The organism is Pseudoalteromonas aurantia (genome assembly GCF_005886875.1).
GTDB lineage: Bacteria > Pseudomonadota > Gammaproteobacteria > Enterobacterales > Alteromonadaceae > Pseudoalteromonas > Pseudoalteromonas aurantia_A.
Window position 1 is genome coordinate 1 of the sequence record NZ_PNBY01000046.1, and the last position, 19,769, is coordinate 19,769.

At 39.5% G+C, this 19,769-nt stretch carries 18 protein-coding genes and 4 pseudogenes; 6 read left to right on the forward strand and 16 right to left on the reverse strand.

Features of this window, described 5'->3' with window-relative positions:
* Window positions 1–105, forward strand: a pseudogene (locus CWC18_RS21470) (IS30 family transposase); the annotation flags it as partial.
* Window positions 106–189: 84 nt separating this feature from the next.
* On the opposite strand, the gene CWC18_RS09985 reads toward CWC18_RS21470, so the two are convergent.
* From CWC18_RS09985 to CWC18_RS21935, 11 genes and pseudogenes are all read right to left on the reverse strand, one after another.
* Window positions 190–1,407 carry an EAL domain-containing response regulator gene (locus CWC18_RS09985; protein ID WP_138675191.1) on the reverse strand — a complete coding sequence of 406 codons (1,218 nt, stop codon included), beginning with the start codon at window positions 1,405–1,407 and terminating at the stop codon, window positions 190–192.
* Window positions 1,408–1,437: 30 nt separating this feature from the next.
* Complete coding sequence (locus CWC18_RS09990) at window positions 1,438–2,523, reverse strand: protein-glutamate methylesterase/protein-glutamine glutaminase (protein WP_138592301.1); 1,086 nt, start codon at window positions 2,521–2,523, stop codon at window positions 1,438–1,440.
* 23 nt (window positions 2,524–2,546) lie between these two features.
* Window positions 2,547–3,014 (reverse strand): chemotaxis protein CheD, encoded by a 468-nt coding sequence (locus tag CWC18_RS09995; protein ID WP_138592302.1) that lies wholly within the window; start codon window positions 3,012–3,014, stop codon window positions 2,547–2,549.
* 11 nt (window positions 3,015–3,025) lie between these two features.
* Complete coding sequence (locus tag CWC18_RS10000) at window positions 3,026–3,853, reverse strand: CheR family methyltransferase (protein WP_138592303.1); 828 nt, start codon at window positions 3,851–3,853, stop codon at window positions 3,026–3,028.
* Between the two features lie 14 nt (window positions 3,854–3,867).
* Window positions 3,868–5,580: a methyl-accepting chemotaxis protein gene (locus CWC18_RS10005; protein WP_171041076.1), complete on the reverse strand. Its 1,713-nt coding sequence runs from the start codon at window positions 5,578–5,580 to the stop codon at window positions 3,868–3,870.
* Window positions 5,581–5,619: 39 nt separating this feature from the next.
* On the reverse strand, window positions 5,620–6,123 hold the full coding sequence (locus CWC18_RS10010) for a chemotaxis protein CheW (protein ID WP_130255210.1): 504 nt from the start codon (window positions 6,121–6,123) through the stop codon (window positions 5,620–5,622).
* A gap of 8 nt (window positions 6,124–6,131) precedes the next feature.
* Window positions 6,132–8,291, reverse strand: coding sequence for a chemotaxis protein CheA (locus tag CWC18_RS10015; protein ID WP_138592304.1), 2,160 nt, complete (start codon window positions 8,289–8,291; stop codon window positions 6,132–6,134).
* The gene (locus CWC18_RS10020) at window positions 8,281–8,619 is read right to left on the reverse strand and encodes an STAS domain-containing protein (RefSeq protein ID WP_130255208.1); all 339 of its coding nucleotides are present in this window, start codon (window positions 8,617–8,619) and stop codon (window positions 8,281–8,283) included. Before CWC18_RS10020 ends, CWC18_RS10015 begins: the two co-directional genes overlap by 11 nt.
* Window positions 8,620–8,636: 17 nt before the next feature.
* A complete protein-coding gene (locus CWC18_RS10025; RefSeq protein WP_130255207.1) occupies window positions 8,637–9,005 on the reverse strand; it encodes a response regulator in 369 nt (122 codons plus the stop codon).
* Between the two features lie 42 nt (window positions 9,006–9,047).
* Window positions 9,048–10,235: a methyl-accepting chemotaxis protein gene (locus CWC18_RS10030; RefSeq protein WP_138675192.1), complete on the reverse strand. Its 1,188-nt coding sequence runs from the start codon at window positions 10,233–10,235 to the stop codon at window positions 9,048–9,050.
* 277 nt (window positions 10,236–10,512) lie between these two features.
* A pseudogene (locus tag CWC18_RS21935) lies at window positions 10,513–10,691 on the reverse strand (transposase); the annotation flags it as partial.
* A gap of 145 nt (window positions 10,692–10,836) precedes the next feature.
* Here CWC18_RS21935 and CWC18_RS10035 point away from each other — a divergent pair.
* From CWC18_RS10035 to CWC18_RS21860, 3 genes and pseudogenes are all read left to right on the forward strand, one after another.
* Window positions 10,837–11,007: a transposase gene (locus CWC18_RS10035; RefSeq protein ID WP_283235308.1), complete on the forward strand. Its 171-nt coding sequence runs from the start codon at window positions 10,837–10,839 to the stop codon at window positions 11,005–11,007.
* 74 nt (window positions 11,008–11,081) lie between these two features.
* Window positions 11,082–11,522, forward strand: a pseudogene (locus tag CWC18_RS10040) (DDE-type integrase/transposase/recombinase); the annotation flags it as partial.
* 63 nt (window positions 11,523–11,585) lie between these two features.
* Window positions 11,586–12,181 (forward strand): annotated as a pseudogene (locus CWC18_RS21860) (IS982 family transposase); the annotation flags it as partial.
* A gap of 177 nt (window positions 12,182–12,358) precedes the next feature.
* On the opposite strand, the gene CWC18_RS10060 reads toward CWC18_RS21860, so the two are convergent.
* Window positions 12,359–13,426 (reverse strand): DUF6923 family protein, encoded by a 1,068-nt coding sequence (locus CWC18_RS10060; protein WP_212747726.1) that lies wholly within the window; start codon window positions 13,424–13,426, stop codon window positions 12,359–12,361.
* 213 nt (window positions 13,427–13,639) lie between these two features.
* Between CWC18_RS10060 and CWC18_RS10065 the strand changes: the two genes are divergently transcribed.
* On the forward strand, window positions 13,640–14,254 hold the full coding sequence (locus CWC18_RS10065; RefSeq protein WP_138592309.1) for a LysE family translocator: 615 nt from the start codon (window positions 13,640–13,642) through the stop codon (window positions 14,252–14,254).
* A gap of 19 nt (window positions 14,255–14,273) precedes the next feature.
* On the opposite strand, the gene CWC18_RS10070 is transcribed toward CWC18_RS10065, so the two are convergent.
* From CWC18_RS10070 to CWC18_RS10080, 4 genes are all read right to left on the reverse strand, one after another.
* A complete protein-coding gene (locus tag CWC18_RS10070) occupies window positions 14,274–14,456 on the reverse strand; it encodes a hypothetical protein (protein ID WP_138592310.1) in 183 nt (60 codons plus the stop codon).
* A gap of 84 nt (window positions 14,457–14,540) precedes the next feature.
* Window positions 14,541–14,711, reverse strand: coding sequence for a hypothetical protein (locus CWC18_RS21015; protein WP_171041078.1), 171 nt, complete (start codon window positions 14,709–14,711; stop codon window positions 14,541–14,543).
* Between the two features lie 205 nt (window positions 14,712–14,916).
* Window positions 14,917–16,272 (reverse strand): MATE family efflux transporter, encoded by a 1,356-nt coding sequence (locus CWC18_RS10075; protein WP_138675194.1) that lies wholly within the window; start codon window positions 16,270–16,272, stop codon window positions 14,917–14,919.
* 72 nt (window positions 16,273–16,344) lie between these two features.
* On the reverse strand, window positions 16,345–17,736 hold the full coding sequence (locus CWC18_RS10080) for a PLP-dependent aminotransferase family protein (RefSeq protein WP_138592312.1): 1,392 nt from the start codon (window positions 17,734–17,736) through the stop codon (window positions 16,345–16,347).
* Between the two features lie 93 nt (window positions 17,737–17,829).
* Between CWC18_RS10080 and CWC18_RS10085 the strand changes: the two genes are divergently transcribed.
* Window positions 17,830–19,200, forward strand: a complete 1,371-nt coding sequence (locus CWC18_RS10085; protein WP_138675195.1) for a pyridoxal phosphate-dependent decarboxylase family protein — start codon at window positions 17,830–17,832, stop codon at window positions 19,198–19,200.
* Window positions 19,201–19,769: the final 569 nt, after the last annotated feature.

Here is a 19,769-nt window from a genome sequence, read left to right on the forward strand (position 1 = left end):
GATGAAGATATTCAGTTTGCCCAATCAAGAATTAACAACCGTCCTAGAAAGTGTTTAGGGTTCAAGCAGCCAGCAGTTATTTTCAAAGAAATAATGGCCGCTTGATATGGAGAGTGTCGCACTTCGATGTTGAATTCGGGGATAAGTACTCAAATAACATCAGAAAAGATTTTTGACTAATGATGAACTTTATTCGGCTGTTAGATCTTTAGTAAGTTGATTACGAATACCAGTCAAATCATGCGAGAGCCAATCAATAAGTAGGTCTGCCGCCATAGGTTTAGCAAAATAATATCCTTGAACAAGGTCGACATTTAATTGATGAATGAACTTAAAATCTTCCAAGTGCTCTATGCCTTCAGCTACAGTCTCTAGCTGCAAATCTTTACTTAAACCCACCGTACTTTTTAGGATTGCCTGTTGTTGAGGGTTTGTTGCTACATTGTCGACAAGGATACGATCAAGTTTTAGTTCTGTTGCAGGTACTCTTGAAAGCTGTTGAGCATTGGCAAAACCAGTTCCATAATCGTCGATTGCAATCTTAAACCCCTTCAGACGCAGCTTTGCTAGCGTTTCTATGGCCTTTGATACTTCACCACACAAGGCGTTTTCTGTTATTTCAAACACTATATCTTTTGGGGAGACATGATAATTTTCGACTTGAGCGGCGATATCATCGGCTAAACTATACTCTGACAAAGACAATGGTGATAGGTTAAATGACAAATGAAAATTTAACCCATGACTAAACCAGTCCGCTTTTTGTTTTAAGGCCTGCTCAAATAAATATATGGTCAACTTTGAAATAATGCCATATCGCTCTGCAGCTGCAATAAATTCTACCGGTGAAATATCCCCACGTTTTGGATGATGCCATCTAGATAAAGCTTCAACGCCTTTAAAAAGTAGACCCTTTACCGTTAATTTAGGTTGATAGTGCAGTATGATTTCTTTTTTAAGAATACCTTGGAGAATATCTTGTTCAGTTAAATCTATTTTCGCTTGTTCAGTTTTTACTTGCGCTAGACCACGCTCAAACCGCTTTAAACTAGTCACCAGCTCTTCACCTTTGAGTGGCTTTTGAAAAGAACCTACGACTGATAATCCATCATTTTCTGCCATGGTACCGATACTCAAAATAAGAGAAGGATCTTTTGAACTTAAAATAATAACAGATTTAACTAATTTTTTTTCAGCAATTCGTCTGACTAATTCAACACCATCCATAACAGGCATTTCTAGGTCAATAAATGCAAGATCGTATTTGGCCAAAGTCAATTTTTCAAGGGCAACTAGACCATTTTCAGCTATATCAAAATCGTAAATACCCTGTACTTTACATAAGCCAATCACATGAGCTCTCTGAACTTCACTGTCGTCCACCACTAGTACTCTTGGTTTTTCCATTTGTATACCTATAACAACCTAGCCCAAAAATTAATTAATAAACCTTGTGATATCTTTCAAGTCTACAACTTGTTGAGCAGCATTTAACTTAATAGCTTCCTTTGGCATACCAAATACCACACAAGATGCCTCATCTTGTGCCACTGTTTTACTGCCTGATTCTTTCATGGCTAATAACCCTTTTGCACCATCATTACCCATTCCTGTTAATATAATACCTGTCGCATTTTGTTTTACGTTTTTTGCAAGAGATTTAAATAACACATCAACAGATGGACAATGGCGATTAACGGCAGGACCTTCAGAAACAATCGTTATATACTGCCCACCTGATCGTTTAACTTGTAAATGTCTCCCTCCTGGTGCTATCAGTACTCGGCCCGGTATGACTCTATCTCCAGATGTCGCTTCTTTTACTTCTACCTCACATAAACCATTTAATCGCTCTGCAAAAGCAGCTGTAAATTTTTCAGGCATATGTTGAACAATCACCAAACCGGGACATGTTCGGGGCAATTTAGTTAATATTTTCTCTAGAGCAATCGTGCCACCAGTTGAAGAGCCAATACCGATAACTTTATCAGTGGTCTGGGCTAAGCTGGCTAAATCTAAATCATCCACTCTGTCAGTGTCACCATTAACAAAATCCATAACATCATCGTCAGTGTGATTAGATTCAAATGATGAAGTCGGATCAGACAATGTAAATTTGTCTACTTTTGCGACTGAAGCAGCGCGAACTATAGTAATAATTTCTTTTCCAGCACTTTCTAAGAAACTCTTAACTCCCAGAGTCGGTTTACTGATAATGTCAAACGCGCCTGCAGACAGTGCAGAGACTGATAACTCTGCACCTTGTTGGGCCAAAGAAGAACAAATAATCACAGGCGTTGGTCGCTCAGCCATAATTTTCTTTAAGAAGGTAATGCCATCCATCCGTGGCATTTCTATGTCCAAAATAATTACATCAGGCCATTCCTTTTGCATTTTGCTATAAGCAAAAATAGGGTCATTTGCGACTGAACACACTTCTATGTCAGGAGCTTCGTTTAGGACCGCTGATATGACTTGGCGGACAACAGCCGAGTCATCAACTATCATTACGTTGATTGCCATATCTATCTCCCATTTTTATTCACTTACTGCTCTTGCTGATATCTTTTTAAATGAACATCGCCTGTCGACAAATCTAAAATTAGTGTTCGACACACTTCACCTAACACATCTTCATTCTTAGCGTTTAAACCCAGCTGCTTTAACCACTGATGAGCATAAGAGACGTTTTTTTCACCTATAGTAGAAGAACTTTCAGAATTATACATGTTGCTTCCGCCATAAATGCCAACCTCATATTCCTTTAAATCAGCATTGCACATCATCTGCTGTTTCAAAAATGCTAATGCCTGCTTACCATATTTATAATCGCCTGACTTAGTTGAGTTTGTGTTATCTTTTCTTTCTGATATTAAATAGTGACATAAACCACCTAATTTGAGTTCTGAATGCCAAACAGTTACCGCAACGCAAGAGCCCAAGAGTGTTCTGATTCGTTTTGGCGCCTTACCAAAATACGCTTCTCCTGCCTGCAAATTAATATCTGTATTCATTTGTACAAACTTTATTCAGACTTAGAATTCAATTTATAAATAGCTGGTTTTATCAATTCAAAATTATGAGATAACCCATGCAACGTTTCAGAATGACTGATAAACAACCAACCTCCTGGTTTCAGAGTTTTTTGTAAATTATTGACAATTTTCTGTTTGGTATCGTCATCGAAATAAATCATGACATTGCGAAGAAAAATTAAGTCGACATGTTCCATATCAGCCATGCTATCAAGTAAATTAAAGTTAAAAAACACTACTTTCTTTCTCAGCTCTGGTTTGACACGTAAATAACCTTCGTATTCGTCAGTTCCTTTCATGCAATAAGCAGTGCGATACTCCGCTGGTAAGAATTTTGCTCGGTCATCAATGTATATGCCTTTTCGAGCATGTTCTAGCACACTGTTATTTACATCTGAGGCTTTTAGTTGCCAGGGCGTAATACAGTGTTTTTGGAGTGTCATAGCAATGCTATATGGCTCTTCACCTGAAGAACCGGCAGCGCTCCACACTTTAAAGACTTTATTAGGACTAACTTGACTTAATATTTCATCTTTTAAAAAATCAAAATGTTTTTCTTCGCGAAAAAAGAAGGTTTCATTGGTCGTAATAAGTTCCAATGCACGTTCCATTTCCTGAGCATTTTCTAACAAGTTAATGTGACGATAATACTCACCAAAACTCGATAAATTTAGAGACTTGACACGTTTGAATAGACGATGCCCAAGCATGACACGTTTATGCTTGGGTAAACTTATCCCTAATCTTGAATGTACTAAGCTCTGAAATAATAAGAACTCTTGTTCTGAAGGTACAATCTCATTGGTGCAAATAGTCATCGTCGTCAGTCAGCTTATTTATCGTAGTCTACAAACTTTTCATCATCTGAGTCACTTTCATTGCGACTCTTACCTAATTTATTGGCCGAGTTACCCATTGTGCTTTTAACGTTCATTCCCGCCATATTTTTCGAATCATTATTTGATTTATTTACCTTATTAGATTTATTTTGCCTCTGCTTAGGTGTTAAAAACTCATCTAAAGTAAAGTAATTTACAGACTCTTGTAAGGTAACTGCTTGAATATTCATTTCTTCTGAAGTGGCACTTAGCTGTTCTGATGCCGCGGCGTTATGTTGCATGGTTTGATTCACTTGAGAAATTGCTTCGTTAATTTGATGAACACCCGTAGCCTGCTCTGAAGAGGCTGCTGCAATTTCTTGAACAAGGTCTGCCGTCTTATTTATAGATGGCACCATTTCTTGTAAGGATTTACCTGCTTTGTCAGCACGAACCACACTATCTTTGGCCAGTTCACCGATTTCCTGCGCAGCCACCTGACTACGTTCTGCAAGTTTTCTCACTTCTGAAGCAACGACTGCAAACCCTTTACCATGGTCTCCAGCTCGGCCAGCTTCAATTGCCGCGTTTAACGCTAATAAGTTTGTTTGATAAGCAATATCATCAATAACACTTATTTTCTCTGCAATTTTCTGCATTGCATCAACAGTTTCAGAAACCGCAGCACCGCCAGAAGAAGCCTCTTTCGCAGCTTGTTGTGCCATTCCATCTGTGATACTGGCATTTTCATTATTTTGAGAAATAGAAGCAGACATTTGCTCCATAGACGCTGAAGTTTCTTCAACACTTGCAGCTTGTACTGACGCACCTTTAGCAATTGTTTGGGCAGTAGAGTTCACCTGCGACGAGGCTGCACTCAGCGCCTCGGAAGAGCTCCTTACTTCAGTAATAATAGCTGCAAGCTCGTTTTTCATATTACTGATACTGAGTAACAACGATCCCTTGTCATTAGCCATTAATCTAATGTCAACACTTAGAACGCCTTGTGCAACTTGATTACATACATGCGCAGCATAACTGGGTTCACCTCCTAGTGTTTTAAATAAATCCCAAAAGATACAGCCCATAACGACCAAAACCAATAATGAACCGAAAACAACAAACGAGCTCAAAGAAGTCTCGACTTTCTGATACTGAACTTCCATATTCTTAATTGTGTCAGTAATTACTTTTTTAAACAAAGCTTCAGTATCAGCTGCGATTTTTGTCATGCCTTTACTAGCTGGACGATCTACGCCGCGCACACTTTTATCTACCTTTTGACCAGTCAGTCGATCACGCGCATCAAAATTGGCTAATGCAGCCATATATGCGCTCTTTAAGTCAGCATGATCTTTTTTTACATTGGCTAGCTCTTCGGTATCTAAGTTTAATGACTTGCTAATTTTTAAAGCACTAGCCAAATATTCCTGTACTTTGTCTGAGTTAGCTTGAAAACGAGTGGCATATTTATCGTATTGCTTTTTCTCATTACCTCGGATCAAAACATTTTTCCACTCTTGTACTTGGATCTTGAAAATCACATGTGCATTCGTGATATAAGTTAATAACTCTACTTGCTGACTGACTGTTTTAAAATCTTTTTCTGTAGTTTCGTGGAATTCAGATAATTTACTTAATGAAACTTGCCCTAACGAAAGCAAAGCGGTGATCACAACAACACCAAGAAATAACACTTTGGTTTTTAAGCTTACTTTATCTAACATGATAATTTCCTCTTGTACCCTTATGATACTTCTTTACAATTATTGCAACTCTGCCTCAACTAAACTTGCCAACTCAATTGGTGACAACGTTTTTTCTGCATCCAGTAAAATAACAAAATCATCTTTTACCTTAGCGATACCCTGAATAAATTCCGCTCGAATTTTAGCTCCAAAAGCAGGTGCATCTTCAACATCTGATAACGACAATTCAACCACTTCGTTTACCGCGTCAGCTAGTAGACCAAGCACACAGTACTGCTCATAACCATGTAACTCGACAACAATCACACATGTGCGTTTGTGAATTGTAATTGGCTCTCTGCCCAACCTGACAGATAGATCAATAACTGGTAAAACTTCACCTCTGAGATTAATGACCCCAGATAAAAACTGGGGCATTAGTGGTACTTCGGTGATACCGGCATACTCTATAATTTCTCGTGTTTGATGAAGTTCCATACCAAAATGCTCTTTACCAATAGAGAAGGTCAAATATTGGCTTCGTTGAGTGGAGGTACTAAGTTGTTCTGCAACTTGACTCATGATTCCTCTTACTCCTGTGTTTTGTTAATGTGTTTCATGCGCTTGTCTTGATCAATCGCAAGCTCTATTAATTGCGGAATATCTAAAATAAAGGCAATATCTCCATTACCCAGCAGACTAGAACCACCTATACCTTTTAATGGTTTAAAAATTGGTCCTAAAGGTTTGATTACTGTTTGCACTTCACCGTGAAGACGCTCAACGGCGATGCCCGCCAAATTACCCCCAAATTGCACAATAACTAATTCTTCTTTCGGCTGCTTTGCCATCGACACCTGAGAAACCAACGCATTATCAGAATCACGATTTTGAAGTTGTAAGTTAAAAACATCACTCATGGTTAAATAGGGGATCATATCGCCACGTAAATTAATGCAATTGCGTTCATCAATTTCAACATGACTTGCTAAGTCAAGGCATTCAATGATAGTTGCTTGTGGGATAATAAAATGAGTGCCACTACACTCGACGTGAAAACCATCGATTATCGCCAACGTTAGCGGTAAACTAATACGAAACTCAGACCCTTTCCCTTTCTCACTTAGAATCTCAATGCTTCCCTGTAGTGCCTCCACATTACGCTTAACGACATCCATACCCACACCGCGTCCCGATAGATTAGTAACTTGTGCAGCGGTTGAAAAACCAGGATGAAAAATCAAATTAAAAAGTTCATGATCACTTAACTCTGTGTGCTGAAAAATTATGCCTTTTTCGATCGCTTTTAATCGAACTCCCTCTTTATTAATCCCCTTACCATCATCACTGATTGCAATAACAATATGTCCTGATTCATGGTAAGCTTTTAATATCAATTCACCTTTAGGAGACTTACCCGAAACTATTCGCTCTTCAACAGATTCGATCCCATGATCCATCGCGTTTCTAACAATATGCGTTAAAGGATCGGCTATTTTCTCTACCATTAAACGATCTAATTCAGTTTCAGCACCTATGATTGTTAAACCAATGTTCTTTCCTAATTCTTGTGCTGTGTCTCTTACTATTCGTTTGAAGCGCTGAAAAGTCCCGCCTATAGGGATCATTCGTAAATTTAATGCGGCATCACGAATTTGCTCTGTAAAACTCTCGAAGTCATCAACTGCCTCTATAAGTGTTGTGTTTCTAGTTTTACCTGCGAGTAAATCGACACGCTGCTGATTAATCACCAATTCACCAATTAAATTGATCAAGTGATCAAGTCGATCTGAATCAATTCTAATTTGCTTACTGGGCGCCGTTTGTTTTATGGATTTATTTGACGTTGGTTTTTCTGCTAAGTTTATCGGTTTAGTTGATATCTCGGTTAAAGTCGCATTATCTTGAACCTCAGTGTGTTTTTCGTCGAGTGATTTATATGTGCCACATTCTTTGAGTACTTGAATTAAATACCTATTGTCTTCCGGTAATTGTTCTATTAGATCAGCAAAGTCTTTACCTGATGCATTGGGTGGCAAGATTACGATGTGAGAATCGTCTTGGACAAACATAAAAGTGTTCTCAATTTCTTCTTTGTTTGACGCTGACTCTAAAGCTATTTCGAAAGCAAAGTAGAGTTGCTCTGGGTCTAATTTAACCAATTTAGGTACTTTGTCAGTGAGGCAAACAATTCGGTGGATCTCACCAAGCGTTGATAAAAAACGAATGAAAGACATGGGGTCCATGCCGTTTTTTAAACAATCTTCAGATAAGCGAAGTGAAATATGCCAAAACCCACCAGTTTCAATGCTTGACTTACCTTCTACTTTATTTTCATTTATTGGCTCAAGTGATGCTTGTTTATCGGCCCAAGGTAATAGTTGCTCAATTAGTAATTGGCCTTTTTTTTGAACTTCAACTTGCTGTTTATATTCATCAATAGACAAAGCAACAATGGTTACCATGTGGTCTCTGCATTTAAACAGCAAATCTATTAGCGGTTTTTCAATGACTATCTTTTCATCACGTGCTCTATCTAGTACGTTTTCAACCACATGCGTAAAATCAACTATGTGAGTTAGTCCAAATATACCAGCAGACCCTTTTATAGTATGAGCTGAGCGAAAAATATCATTGAGTATATCGTTATTGATATAACCGTCATCCATTTGCAAAAGGTTGTTATCCATTAGCTCTAAATGCTCTTGAGCTTCAACGTAAAATGTTTCTAATGCAGCATCAAGAGACATATTCTACTCCTAGCGAAGATTGCACCTCGTAATTCATTAAAAACTTTAGGTCAAATAACTCACTAAACTCCTTAACAGGTTCGCTGGTACTACTAACTTGATATTGACTGCCTTGCTCTAATAAAGATTTAATGATGGAGGTAATAAGCTGTATACCAGCAGTATCAATCTCTTCTATTTTATCAAGCTTAAAAACTACTAACTGCTTAAAAGTGAATGTCTCGAAATGCTGTTGATAGGCTTCCATAACAGAGTATATTGTTAGCCCTCCTGCGAAGGAGATTTCAGTAGAGTTGTTTCTTTTTTGAGTCACTTTTATAGAAGCCATGGACTGATTTCCTTTTGTTAAGGTAAAACCAACATCGACACTGCTTGAAGCATTTTTGCGGGCTCAAACGGTTTAACTATCCAGGCTTTTGCACCTGCTGCTTGCCCTTGTCTTTTTTTCTCTTCGGCCCCCTCTGTTGTTAGCATAATAATGGGCGTAAATTTATAATTAGCCATCTGTTTAACTTCTTTAACCATACTAATACCGTCCATATTTGGCATATTGACATCTGATATAATTAAATGAATTTTTTTGCCATCAAGCTTAGCAATACCGTCTCTACCATCAATAGCTTCAATCACATTGTAACCAGCCCCTTTTAGCGTCATTGATACCACCTGACGAACACTGGCTGAATCATCAACAATCAAAATATTTTTGCTCATTAAACTCACCCTTTCATATTTATTACTGGGATTATTAACTTACTAAAAAAATGTAATCTCCGATTTCTCAGCTTGCTTCGTTTCTGCTGATTGATCTTCATGCATCTGTACTTGTTCAACCGTTGTATAAGTGCTCTTAAAGTCACTTAGCCATTGCTTGGAATTAATCTCTTCTACAGCAGAACCTGCTGATATGTCATTTAAAGCCTGCGAAATTTTGGGAGAGAATTTATTCATATTGATATGAATTTGATCGAGCATTTGACTTACGCGGTCTTGAAATTGTAGTGAGACAATTACTTCTTCTATTGAAGACTTAACCATGCGACTTTCTTCTTCCAAATGCCCTGCAGATTCGATGATTTTCATGCCTGAATCTCGATATTGGTTAATGACTTCTTCAATTACATTTTCAGCCTTCTCTATAAGCTTGACATCTTGTTTAGTAAATTTTTGAGTTTTCTCTAACGTACTGAATAATGTGGAATTTACTTGACCTATTCTCTCAGTGATACGGGTGCCCGTTTCACCAGAACGAGTTGACAGCGTTCTCACTTCATCCGCTACAACAGCAAAACCTCTACCCGCCTCTCCAGCTCGAGCTGCTTCAATGGCAGCATTTAATGCTAACAAGTTCGTTTGAGAAGCAATACCTGCTACCTCATCACCCATGTGAGAAAGCTCCTCTGCAATAGAAGTCAGATTATTTATCTCACTGAGCAACTCGTCTCGCCCAGACATAGCTTCATTTAAGGAACGAAGGATTTGATTTAGCCTTTTATCCGCGCGATCAATGATATGAGTTAAACCTGTTTCACTGTGCATGTCCCCTGATGTAGCTTGAGAGGCCTCTATCGCTACCTCAAGTTTATTGCGTATATCAGCAAAGGTAGCAGCTAAATCATTTACTGAATTATCTCCTTGAAAACGAGCTAACTCTAGCTGTTTTGCCCAAACGGGTATCAGCTCTTCAACCCACTGTAAATACTGTTTTAGGTCATCACTAGATTGTGAACTTGGGCTTGTAGAAGTCGCTTTTTCTGCTAATTCGTTTTGAAGCTGAGTTAGACTTGATTGGTGCAACTTAAAAATCGCGGTAGCTGAAACCAGGCATATGGCAAAAAGAATCAACGATATGAGATTGGATAAAGGGCTCGCTATCCATAAAATCAGAATACAGGCTAACATTATGGCCAACCCAGCGGCTGTAAATCGTGTTTCTTTTTGCATGTTTTCTCCGTTTAAGAAGCAATACAACGATTTAAATATAGGATATATTGTTAAAAATGAAAGCGAGGTATTTATAATTTACCAATACCCTCCCCTGATTATTATTAAATAATTTTTTTTATAAGAAAATATGCTTTACTTTTATGAGTATAGATTGAAGTAGTAAACTTTTTTAAAAATTGGAACAAGGTTATAAAGACTATTGCTTGCAACATATGGTACAACAGACGAATAAAATTTTAGTAAAAAATTATTTAGCCTCATATCTGCATAGGAATTAAATCTTAGTTACTTTTATACTCTGCATTTTAGTCTGAAGGGTGTATGCGATTGATCCAGCTGTTAGATTAATCATAGATGAGATGAGGCTTCGATGCCTTGTATGGTCTATTCAGTCATGTTTAGTAGATAGTCGAAAACAGTCTTGATGATGAAACGCTTTGAATGCATCATTCTAAACAAGATGCTACTGACTCACCTTTCATATCACTTCATTTTTTATAATAAAGTCAGTACCTTGTGTAACTCCCCCTAAAAATAAAACAGTTCATAAGTAGAATTTTCCATTAACTAAAATAGTAAAATTTACCGCAAACATGGCATCGGCCAAAGCACATTTTACAAATGGCGCTCAAAATATGGTGGTATGGAAGCGTCTGATGTTAAACGCCTTAAAGAACTTGAAGAAGAAAATCGTAAGCTAAAAGATATGTTTGCAACGTTGAGCTTAAAGCACTCGATGCTTGAGGATATCATTGCAAAAAAGCTGTAAAGACAAGTAGACGCAGAGCTTGGGTTGAGCATTTGAGAACTCAATTTAACGTCAGCGTCGCATTTGCTTGTGAAGTGGCTGGGCTAAGCCGCTCAGTTTTTTATTACAAACATAAACGGCCATCAGATGATGAAGTTATCGACGCATTGCTAGCATTGGTCGAACGCCACCAAAGATGGGGGCTGCCCAAACTATTTAAAAGGCTTCGCAACAAGGGTAAACCTTGGAATAAGAAGCGTGTTGAACGAGTTTACAACATGCTTAAACTCAACTTAAGACGTAAAGGAAAACGCCGTGTACCAACGAGAACGCCAGAACCGTTAAGTGCCCCAGCAGAACATAACGAATCTTGGTCAATGGACTTTATGAGTGATTCATTAAGCTATGGACATCGGTTCAGAACATTGAATGTACTTGATGACTTCAATCGACAAGCATTAGCGATTGAAGTTGATACCAGTTTAACGGCTGAGAGAGTAATTAGGACACTAAAACAGATCATTGCTTGGCGCGGAAAACCAAAACAAGGCCGCATAAAATTCTACAAAAGAGCTGTACTAAATGGGGTGGAGTTACAGCTTCAGGCTACGTTACCCGCTCTGTATAGTTATTTATAGTCGCGCTTTGATAAGCTAACAGGCATAGCATTCATTTATTCAACTTCACTTAAGGTTTGTTACAACATGCGTATTCCTTGCTACCAAGTTTTTGCAGGCAAAGCCAAACGAGGCAAAGGAACAATGGACTGATTTTATGGCTTTAAACTTCACCTTATTATGAATGACGAAGGCGGTTTACTCGTCGTAAAAGTGACCACTGGAAATATTGATGACACAAGCCAGCACTAGATATTGTCGTGAATAATACAGGTAGCTTATACGCTGATAAAGGCTTTGTATCTGCAAGCCTAAAAGCGGAACTTGCTGAGCAAGGCATTGATTTTATTACAGGCCAACGAAGTAATATGAAACGTCAGTCAATCTCATCTTGGGATAGAGTAATGCTATCAAAACGCTTCATCATTGAAACTGTTTTCGATCAGCTAAAAAACATGGCTCAAATAGACCATACAAAACACCTTAGTTGTATCTCATTTATGGTTAGTTTAATGGCAAGATTGATTGCTTATACCTTTAAGGCTAAAAAGCAGGGTATAAAATTAGCTAGGCTATGATTCTTATGCAGAACTGAGGTTAATCAACTTACTAAAAAATGCGCTTGAGTCATGCAGTGTCGGCGGCATAATTGCCCATATCATACTCAGTGCACAAAGGCAGTGTGGGTCTTTATTGATGAAGGTTGTTGATAATGCCATCGGTAATGCTCAAGTCGATAATTTATTTGTGCCTTCTTAAACAACTAAAGCCGATGGGCAAGGCATTGGTTTGGTGCAAAAAGGTGATAGAGCAACATCGATTGGTGAAGCGGCTAAATCAGCTGCGGTATTAATATTTTCTCCATCAACAGTCGCACCTAAATAAATAAGGTCTACACCATCATCATTCGGGTCGTATAAATGACGCGGACCACTATCTGCAAGCGTGGTCGCATAACCATTTGGCGCATCGCCAAAGTCGATCGAGTTATCAGTGACTTTTACTTCCGCAATAGCACAACGCGCACCGTCATTTTGCCCTGATTTAGGGCCACTGGTAAAAATGGCTGCTGTCGGTGTGTACCCTACAACTGGGCTTGTGGATAAATCGACTATGTGTATTTTTCCACTTTTATTGTTACTGGCGTAGAACTGCCCGTCAACATCAAAATAAGCCGCACCAAACGCGCCACTATCACCTGCTGTGTCTAACTGTGTTATGAACGTTGTGGTAGCGGTGTCCACGTTAATTTCATGCAAGTTGCCGTTAGACTCCATCGCGTAAAGTAAATTACTGTTAGGGTGAAATGCAAAGTCAAAGATGTTAAGATCCCAATTCTCACTACCTGTATAGTGAATTGAGGCGATAGATTGCGTAAGATCGCCATTAAGTGGAATTTTATAAAGTCCAGAATTAGGGGTGTATACAAAATAATAGGCTTCTTGGCTCGCGCCAGACCCGATAACTTGTATATCACCCACGTAAAAGTTGGTTTCGGGTAACCCCGTTACATCGAGCACTGTCATATCATAATCATTGCCTATTTGTACTATGCGCCTAGGTGATTGTTTACTGTAGCCATACATGTATTGATCTTTGTAGTTAAATCCCACTGCGTTCACGCTTGAGGTGTTAGCTGCGCCTTCGCGGGTTAAACTTGCTGCTACGGTTGTGGCTTTCGCCGAGACCAGATCAATACCGTACAACTTTGCAACAGAGTTTTGCATTAAAAAGGCTTTACTCGGACAGTTTTCAAATGGGTCAGCTATCGCACTTCCTGCGGCGAACAGCATACACATTGTTGCGATGTAAGTTTGTTTCATAATTAAAGGCCAGTAGCAGAAGTAATATACACCTCTTTAAGCATGTGATGTTCCAACTTGTAATATAATGAAAAGTATAGTTTTCATACTTTTTTACATGTGAATTTGTTGCATCTTGCAATGACTTATTTGCATATTGCGAGTGAAATTCAATTTGCGGGCGAAGAGCGTTGTTGTACTATGCGGTTTTTTGATGTGGCGGTAAGGTGAGCAGTGGAATTATCAACGTGGTTGAGTTTGGTATTTATTTGTATGGTAGGGGCCATGTCGCCTGGGCCAAGTTTGGCTGTTGTATTGCGCCATTCGTTATATAACAGTGCAAGGCACGGTATTGTTGCCAGCGTTTCTCATGGAGTGGGTGTGGGTGTATATGCCGGTTTATCATTGGCAGGTCTTGCGAGCTTAATTAGCCATTTTCCAATTGTTTATAATGCGTTAGTGTATGGTGGTGCTGCATACCTTGCTTATATGGGAATACATATACTGATGAGTCAATCATCAGGACTTACTGTCTCAAATACTCAGGCTCTCACCTCTTATAAGCAAGCCGCGCAAGATGGCTTTGCCATTGCTTTTTTAAATCCTAAACTGGCTATCTTTTTCGTGGCACTCTTTTCACAGTTTATAGATCCAGAAGCTATGACGATGACGGTGGCCATGCTCATGTGTGCGACTGTATTGGTGATTGATACTGTGTGGTATTTCATTGTCTCTATTGGATCTGCCAAAGCACGCGATAAATTTGATTTAACCAAAAAGCAAACCGTTATTGATAAAGTACTGGGTGTCGCTTTTTTACTCTTAGCGTTGCGAGTTGTGGTTGGATAGATAATAGCGATGGCGAGCGCTATTGTTGATTGTCGGACTCAAAAATCGCCAGTTTTAAATGAGCGTATCCATCGTGAGTGTTCATTATTTCTAGTGCGATGGTGTTGTTATTAATGAGGCGGCCCAATGTTACATCAAATCGAACGTTGTTCTGTTGTGCTAGGGTGAGATTGACGGTGACATCTGTAAATTGATCGTTCAAACTATGTACTTTGTAGGGACATGTGCGCACGACTAATCCAGATAATGACAGAGAAAGTACTTTACAGGGGCAAGGAAGATGTGATTAGCGTAGCTGAGTATGCTCTAATTCTTTTGTACGCCAATGACGGTAATGATTGTTGATATCCACGATACTGGGTAGCTCGCAGCTTACTGTGAGGTCTCCATCACTTTGATCATCAATGTGTGCAGGGAAGTACATGAGTTGAGAGTTAATTTTTGCTAAAAGTTGCACGTCACTTGCTTTAGCTGAGCGGCCTCTGGTTTTGACAATGTTAGGTCAAATTGTGCTGTACTTTCTCGTTGTACTATTTGCGTTATGAAATCAGATTCTTTCAGTGTAAGTTTCATGATTGCTTATTGCTTATTGCTTATTGCTTATTGCTTATAGAGTGTGCATTAGGTCAACTAATGCACAATTCTTACCGCAAAATAATAGCTTATGTGGTGATTTTGGCTCGTTTCAATAATCTCTTTTTGAGCATCATCTGTATAAGTACAAAGCTTAATATTGCTTGTAAGAAAACGGTAGCGGCCGAAAGTATCCACACGGTGGTGATTTCCATATGTGTTTGTGTCACAAAATATACCAACAATATAGAGAATAGGCCTACTCTTACCAATGTACTGAACAAAGCCGGCCAGGTATTGCCAAACGCTTGGAACATGGCTGAGTATGAGAATACGAGGCCAGCAGGTACAAAATTGAACCCCACATAACTTAAAAATGTTGCTGCGACGGCAATAACTGCCGGATCATTGCTGAAGGGTGTGAAAAAAAACTCAGGAAAGAAAATACAGGGTAAAGCCAATACAAACATTAATGAGGTAGTGGCGATGGTCGTGACTTTATATGTGGTGAACACACGCTTCATTTTACTGGCTGCATAATTTTGTGCGGCAATCGCAGGTGCGGCAAAAGCAATGGCCATTACGGGTAAAAAGAGTGCTTGCATGATCCGCGACCCCAAACCAAATCCTGCTTGCTCGTCTGTACCAAACTGACTAAGTGCCCAGTAAATCATCGCCATATATAAAAAGGTCAGCATAAACTCGCTGCCTGCTGGCCCGCCAATTTTTAGTAGCGATTTTAATATCGGTGCGTTGGGCGTGACTTTTTGTTTGTTTAATTTGAGAATATTAGGCGTACGTTTGATATACATGATACCCATAACCACAGCTGAGCAGGCTGCAAGAGAGCTGGCAAACCCAGCTCCTGCGACACCCATACCGTTGAAAATACCCACACCAGTGATCAGTATGGGAGACAGAACAATATTTAATAACAACGCAGCCATTTGTATGATCATAAAGGGTTTAACCAGCCCAGAGCCACGCATAGAGGCTGATACCACAGTTAAAATAAACTGCATCGCTAATGAAGGTAAAAACCAATATAAATATGTTACCCCTGCGGTTTCAATGGCTTCCGTAGCCGCTAATAGAGAAAAATAGTGGTGGCCAAATAAGTAACCAAACACACTAATGATTAAGCAGGCAGCTATGCCGTAAAACAACGCATGACTATATACCGCACTTGCATGAAGGGGGTCTTTTCGGCCAATTGCATGAGCGACTAAAGTCGCACACCCTACGTTAAATACTTGGGTCAATGCGAGAACGAAAAAGAACAAATTACCCGCAGTGCTTACGCCCGCCAGTGCAACATCGCCTAAATGACCGACAAAGTAGAGGTCCACAATAAAGTAAAAGGTTTGCACTAACAAACCAAAGGCAATTGGCATTGACATATTAAAGAGATGTTTATAAATAGAACCGTGTGTTAAGTTTTGCATAAAGTGTGCTTAATAATTCAGTATGATGTCCCTATTTTATTTCGCTAGTGTCGCATGTCTTGATTGTAATTGCTATGTTAGTTGTTTATTGATTTCATTAGCTATTTTATTAAGCTGAGTCTGAATGTCGACGGTGAATTCCAGCCCAAAGTTCAACCTGAAACACTCTTTATAGTGTTTCGTTGTGCCAAATACGGTACCTGGCTTTATAAAAATATGTTGCGATACTAACACTGTTGCTAGCATATCCGAATCAAGATCAGGCACTTTTATCCATAGCACCATACCACCATGGGGAATATATATGCTGCTATTAACGGGTAAGATGCTGTTGAGCAGTGTGATATATAAGTTTTTATGGGAGGCCAGCTTATTATTTGTGCGTTTGAGGTGCTGCTGATAATGACCTCGGTTGATGTAGTGTGCAATTGCTAACTGAAGGGGTTTATTAACCCCTGAGGTTCGCACTTTTTGCTGTGTAATGTACGCATCAAAGTATCGACCTGGCGCACACCACCCTAATCGAAGGCCTGCGGATAATGATTTTGAAAAGCTCGCACACCAAATAACCCAACCATTTTCATCAAAGTGCTTGATGGGAAGCGGTGGCGTGCGATTATGGCTAATTTCGCGAAATACATCATCTTCTATGATTGGTAATTGATAGGTGTTGGCTAACTGGGCAATTTGGCGTTTTTGACTGTTGCTCAAACTATGGCCCGTTGGGTTTTGGTGGTTAGCAGTGAGCAAGCATGCCACTACATTGTGCTGTTGAATAGCGTACTCCATTTGTACTAGATCAATGCCATCATGTGTACTTGGAATTTCAATCACGCGCCTTTTAAGTGTGTGTAACATATCAAGTAAGCCACTGTAACAGGGGGAGCTGACCAAAATGATGTCGTGTTCATTGCTGAGTACCGAAATAGCCAGTTGCACCGCATCGAGGCAGCCGTGGGTGATTGAAATTTCTTTTTCGGACAGTGCAAATCCCTGTGTACTAAAATGTTTGCTAAGCGCAAGCCTTAATGTTGCTTCTCCTTGTATACAGGCATAGCCCCAGATCAAATCACTATGGCGGCATGCTTGAGCAAGTGATGCACTAAGCGCTTTATGATCCACCAATGAAGCGCCAAGTTCTGCGGTGGCTAACGATTGTGGCATGAGCTCATTAGAACGCGCTGAATGTTTTGACTGGGTGGGCTTGGCAACAAAGTTTGGAAAGTCATATTTTACTGCACCAGCTATGGGCGTAGTGACAAAGTAGCCACGTTTTGGATGCGCTGTGATATAACCTTGTGACTCAACATATCGATAGCAAGCTAACGCCGTTGTCATGCTTACTTGTTGAATATCGCAAAACGACCTTAATGAAGGAAGTGGTTTGTCAGAGGTATAAATTCGCTGCTCTATTTTGCTAATTAGTTGCTGAGCGAGTTGTTTATATTTTGCTTTTTGCTTCATCTGTTATCTAAAAAAGTCCACTTTTTGTATCTGTTACCTTATTTTTATCAGCATAAACTAATATGTATGTATCGTCACTCATTAGGAATAAAAATGCAGTACACTTCAGATATTCAAAAAAGTATGATTGGCTTGTTAGAAGCGCAGTTCTGTCAATTTCGAGATCAACTGGACGCGCGGGATGTTGCATCTAAGAATCAAACTTTGGCAACCTTACCTATGCCGGAGCATGGCGCTGGGTTAAATGATTTTTATCAGTTTTTTAATCAACATGTTGTAGGCAATTTGTCGGCCAGTAATGGTGGGCGTTATTGGGGTTTTGTTACCGGAGGCGCTAACCCCTGTGCAACCTTTGCAGATTGGTTAGTCAGTTTATTTAATCAAAATGTTGCGCAGCGAGGAGATTCTATTGCCTCCGAACTTGAGCTACACACTCTAGCTTGGTTATGTGATCTGTTCTTTTTACCCGCCGACTTTAAGGGCGTGTTTACTACTGGTGCAACTGCGGCAAACGTATTGGGTGCGTTAAGTGCTCGGCAGTGTTTAGGTAAGCAGCAAGGAATGGATGTTGCGTTGGATGGCATGGCGGGATTAGCTATTGAAATATATGCGGCAACACCGCACGCGAGTATGGTCCAAAGTTTAGGCATGGCAGGGTTTGGTCAAAAGAGTTGGCATCAGGTTCGTACTTTGTCTAATAGCGAAGCCATGTGTACTGATTCTTTGGCACATATGCTGTCTAACAGTAATTGCAAAGGAAAGTTGGTGATAGCCAGTGCAGCAACTGTCACGGGGACTGATTTTGATGACCTCAGAGCCATCAGCCAGTTATGCAAACTTCATGGGGCATGGCTTCATGTTGATGCTGCATTTGGTATTTTTGAGCGGCTACTAACTGGCCCCAATGGAAAAACAGCCGGGATAGAGTGTGCTGATAGCATTACTCTCGATTGCCATAAATGGCTCAATGTACCGTATGACTGTGGTGTATTTTTAACTCGCCAACCCCGCTACTTGGTACAGACGTGTGATGTACAAGCACCTTATTTAAACACGACTTCTGGGGGTACTAACTTTAGGTCTATGGGCATAGAAAACTCGCGTCGATTCAGAGCATTACCAGTTTTGGCGACCTTAATTGGCTACGGTAAAGAAGGGATTAAAAAGCAAATACAAAATAACATTACGTCTGCGCAGGCATTTGCTCAGTGGTTGGCTAAAAGTGAGTATTATGAGTTGGTTAAGTCATGTGAACTCAATGTGGTGCTATTTTGCCCTAATGCATCGCATTCATTGAAAAGTGTAGAGGCATGTCTAGCGGCGATTAATGCATCGGGTCGAGTATTTATGACTCCAGGTGTGTGGCAGGGAAAACCTATTATTAGAGCTGCATTAAGCAATTGGGAGACGTCTGAGAGTGACATCGAACAAGTGACTACTCTACTACAGGCACTGGGGGTGTAGTGAAAGCGGCAAATGATTGCCGCTTTGCTGTCTGATCTTGGTTACTGTAAATTGCGACTTGCTGTTATTCGCGTGACGTGTGTGCGTAGTAATGCTTGTAAATATTGAGGTTGAGCTTTTGCAAATAATGGCTTATTAGGCTAACGCTTTTCTCCGTGGGTTGTGCAACTTTTGTGATCTTTTGTACGTTGTCATTTACTAATGAAAGCTTTACCAGAGCAAAAATACCAATGACTAACATGGATAATATGATTGCTGCATAACCGGCTGAGACTTGCTTATTACAGATGATTTGAGCATTTTAAACTGATGCAATGAAATTTTGCAGGATTAAAACATATTTAGGTACAAAAACACCTAGTAATTATTCAGTATTTCTAAATATTCCGTGTTTGAAAGTTGTTATTACTGATACAAAATGATTGCTTTATTAAGGTGTGTATACTGCTTTTTGTATTTTTTAAAAACTAAATGGATGGGGATGTGTTTTTTATGTTTTTAATTTGGTCTTGCTTTGTGTTTTTTGTGTGTAAATTTTAACATAATTACGTGAAGAGAGCGGGTTAATA

What these genes read in the sequence shown, in the direction of transcription:
- CWC18_RS09995 (WP_138592302.1), bottom strand. Translation starts at nt 3,014, where the DNA reads ATGAATACAGATATTAATTTGCAGGCAGGAGAAGCGTATTTTGGTAAG.
- CWC18_RS10010 (WP_130255210.1), bottom strand. Translation starts at nt 6,123, where the DNA reads ATGAGTCAAGTTGCAGAACAACTTAGTACCTCCACTCAACGAAGCCAA.
- CWC18_RS10030 (WP_138675192.1), bottom strand. Translation starts at nt 10,235, where the DNA reads ATGCAAAAAGAAACACGATTTACAGCCGCTGGGTTGGCCATAATGTTA.
- CWC18_RS10080 (WP_138592312.1), bottom strand. Translation starts at nt 17,736, where the DNA reads ATGAAGCAAAAAGCAAAATATAAACAACTCGCTCAGCAACTAATTAGC.
- CWC18_RS10015 (WP_138592304.1), bottom strand. Translation starts at nt 8,291, where the DNA reads ATGTCTCTTGATGCTGCATTAGAAACATTTTACGTTGAAGCTCAAGAG.
- CWC18_RS09990 (WP_138592301.1), bottom strand. Translation starts at nt 2,523, where the DNA reads ATGGCAATCAACGTAATGATAGTTGATGACTCGGCTGTTGTCCGCCAA.
- CWC18_RS10005 (WP_171041076.1), bottom strand. Translation starts at nt 5,580, where the DNA reads ATGTTAGATAAAGTAAGCTTAAAAACCAAAGTGTTATTTCTTGGTGTT.
- CWC18_RS10085 (WP_138675195.1), top strand. Translation starts at nt 17,830, where the DNA reads ATGCAGTACACTTCAGATATTCAAAAAAGTATGATTGGCTTGTTAGAA.
- CWC18_RS10020 (WP_130255208.1), bottom strand. Translation starts at nt 8,619, where the DNA reads ATGGCTTCTATAAAAGTGACTCAAAAAAGAAACAACTCTACTGAAATC.
- CWC18_RS10000 (WP_138592303.1), bottom strand. Translation starts at nt 3,853, where the DNA reads ATGACTATTTGCACCAATGAGATTGTACCTTCAGAACAAGAGTTCTTA.
- CWC18_RS10025 (WP_130255207.1), bottom strand. Translation starts at nt 9,005, where the DNA reads ATGAGCAAAAATATTTTGATTGTTGATGATTCAGCCAGTGTTCGTCAG.
- CWC18_RS10060 (WP_212747726.1), bottom strand. Translation starts at nt 13,426, where the DNA reads ATGAAACAAACTTACATCGCAACAATGTGTATGCTGTTCGCCGCAGGA.
- CWC18_RS09985 (WP_138675191.1), bottom strand. Translation starts at nt 1,407, where the DNA reads ATGGAAAAACCAAGAGTACTAGTGGTGGACGACAGTGAAGTTCAGAGA.
- CWC18_RS10075 (WP_138675194.1), bottom strand. Translation starts at nt 16,272, where the DNA reads ATGCAAAACTTAACACACGGTTCTATTTATAAACATCTCTTTAATATG.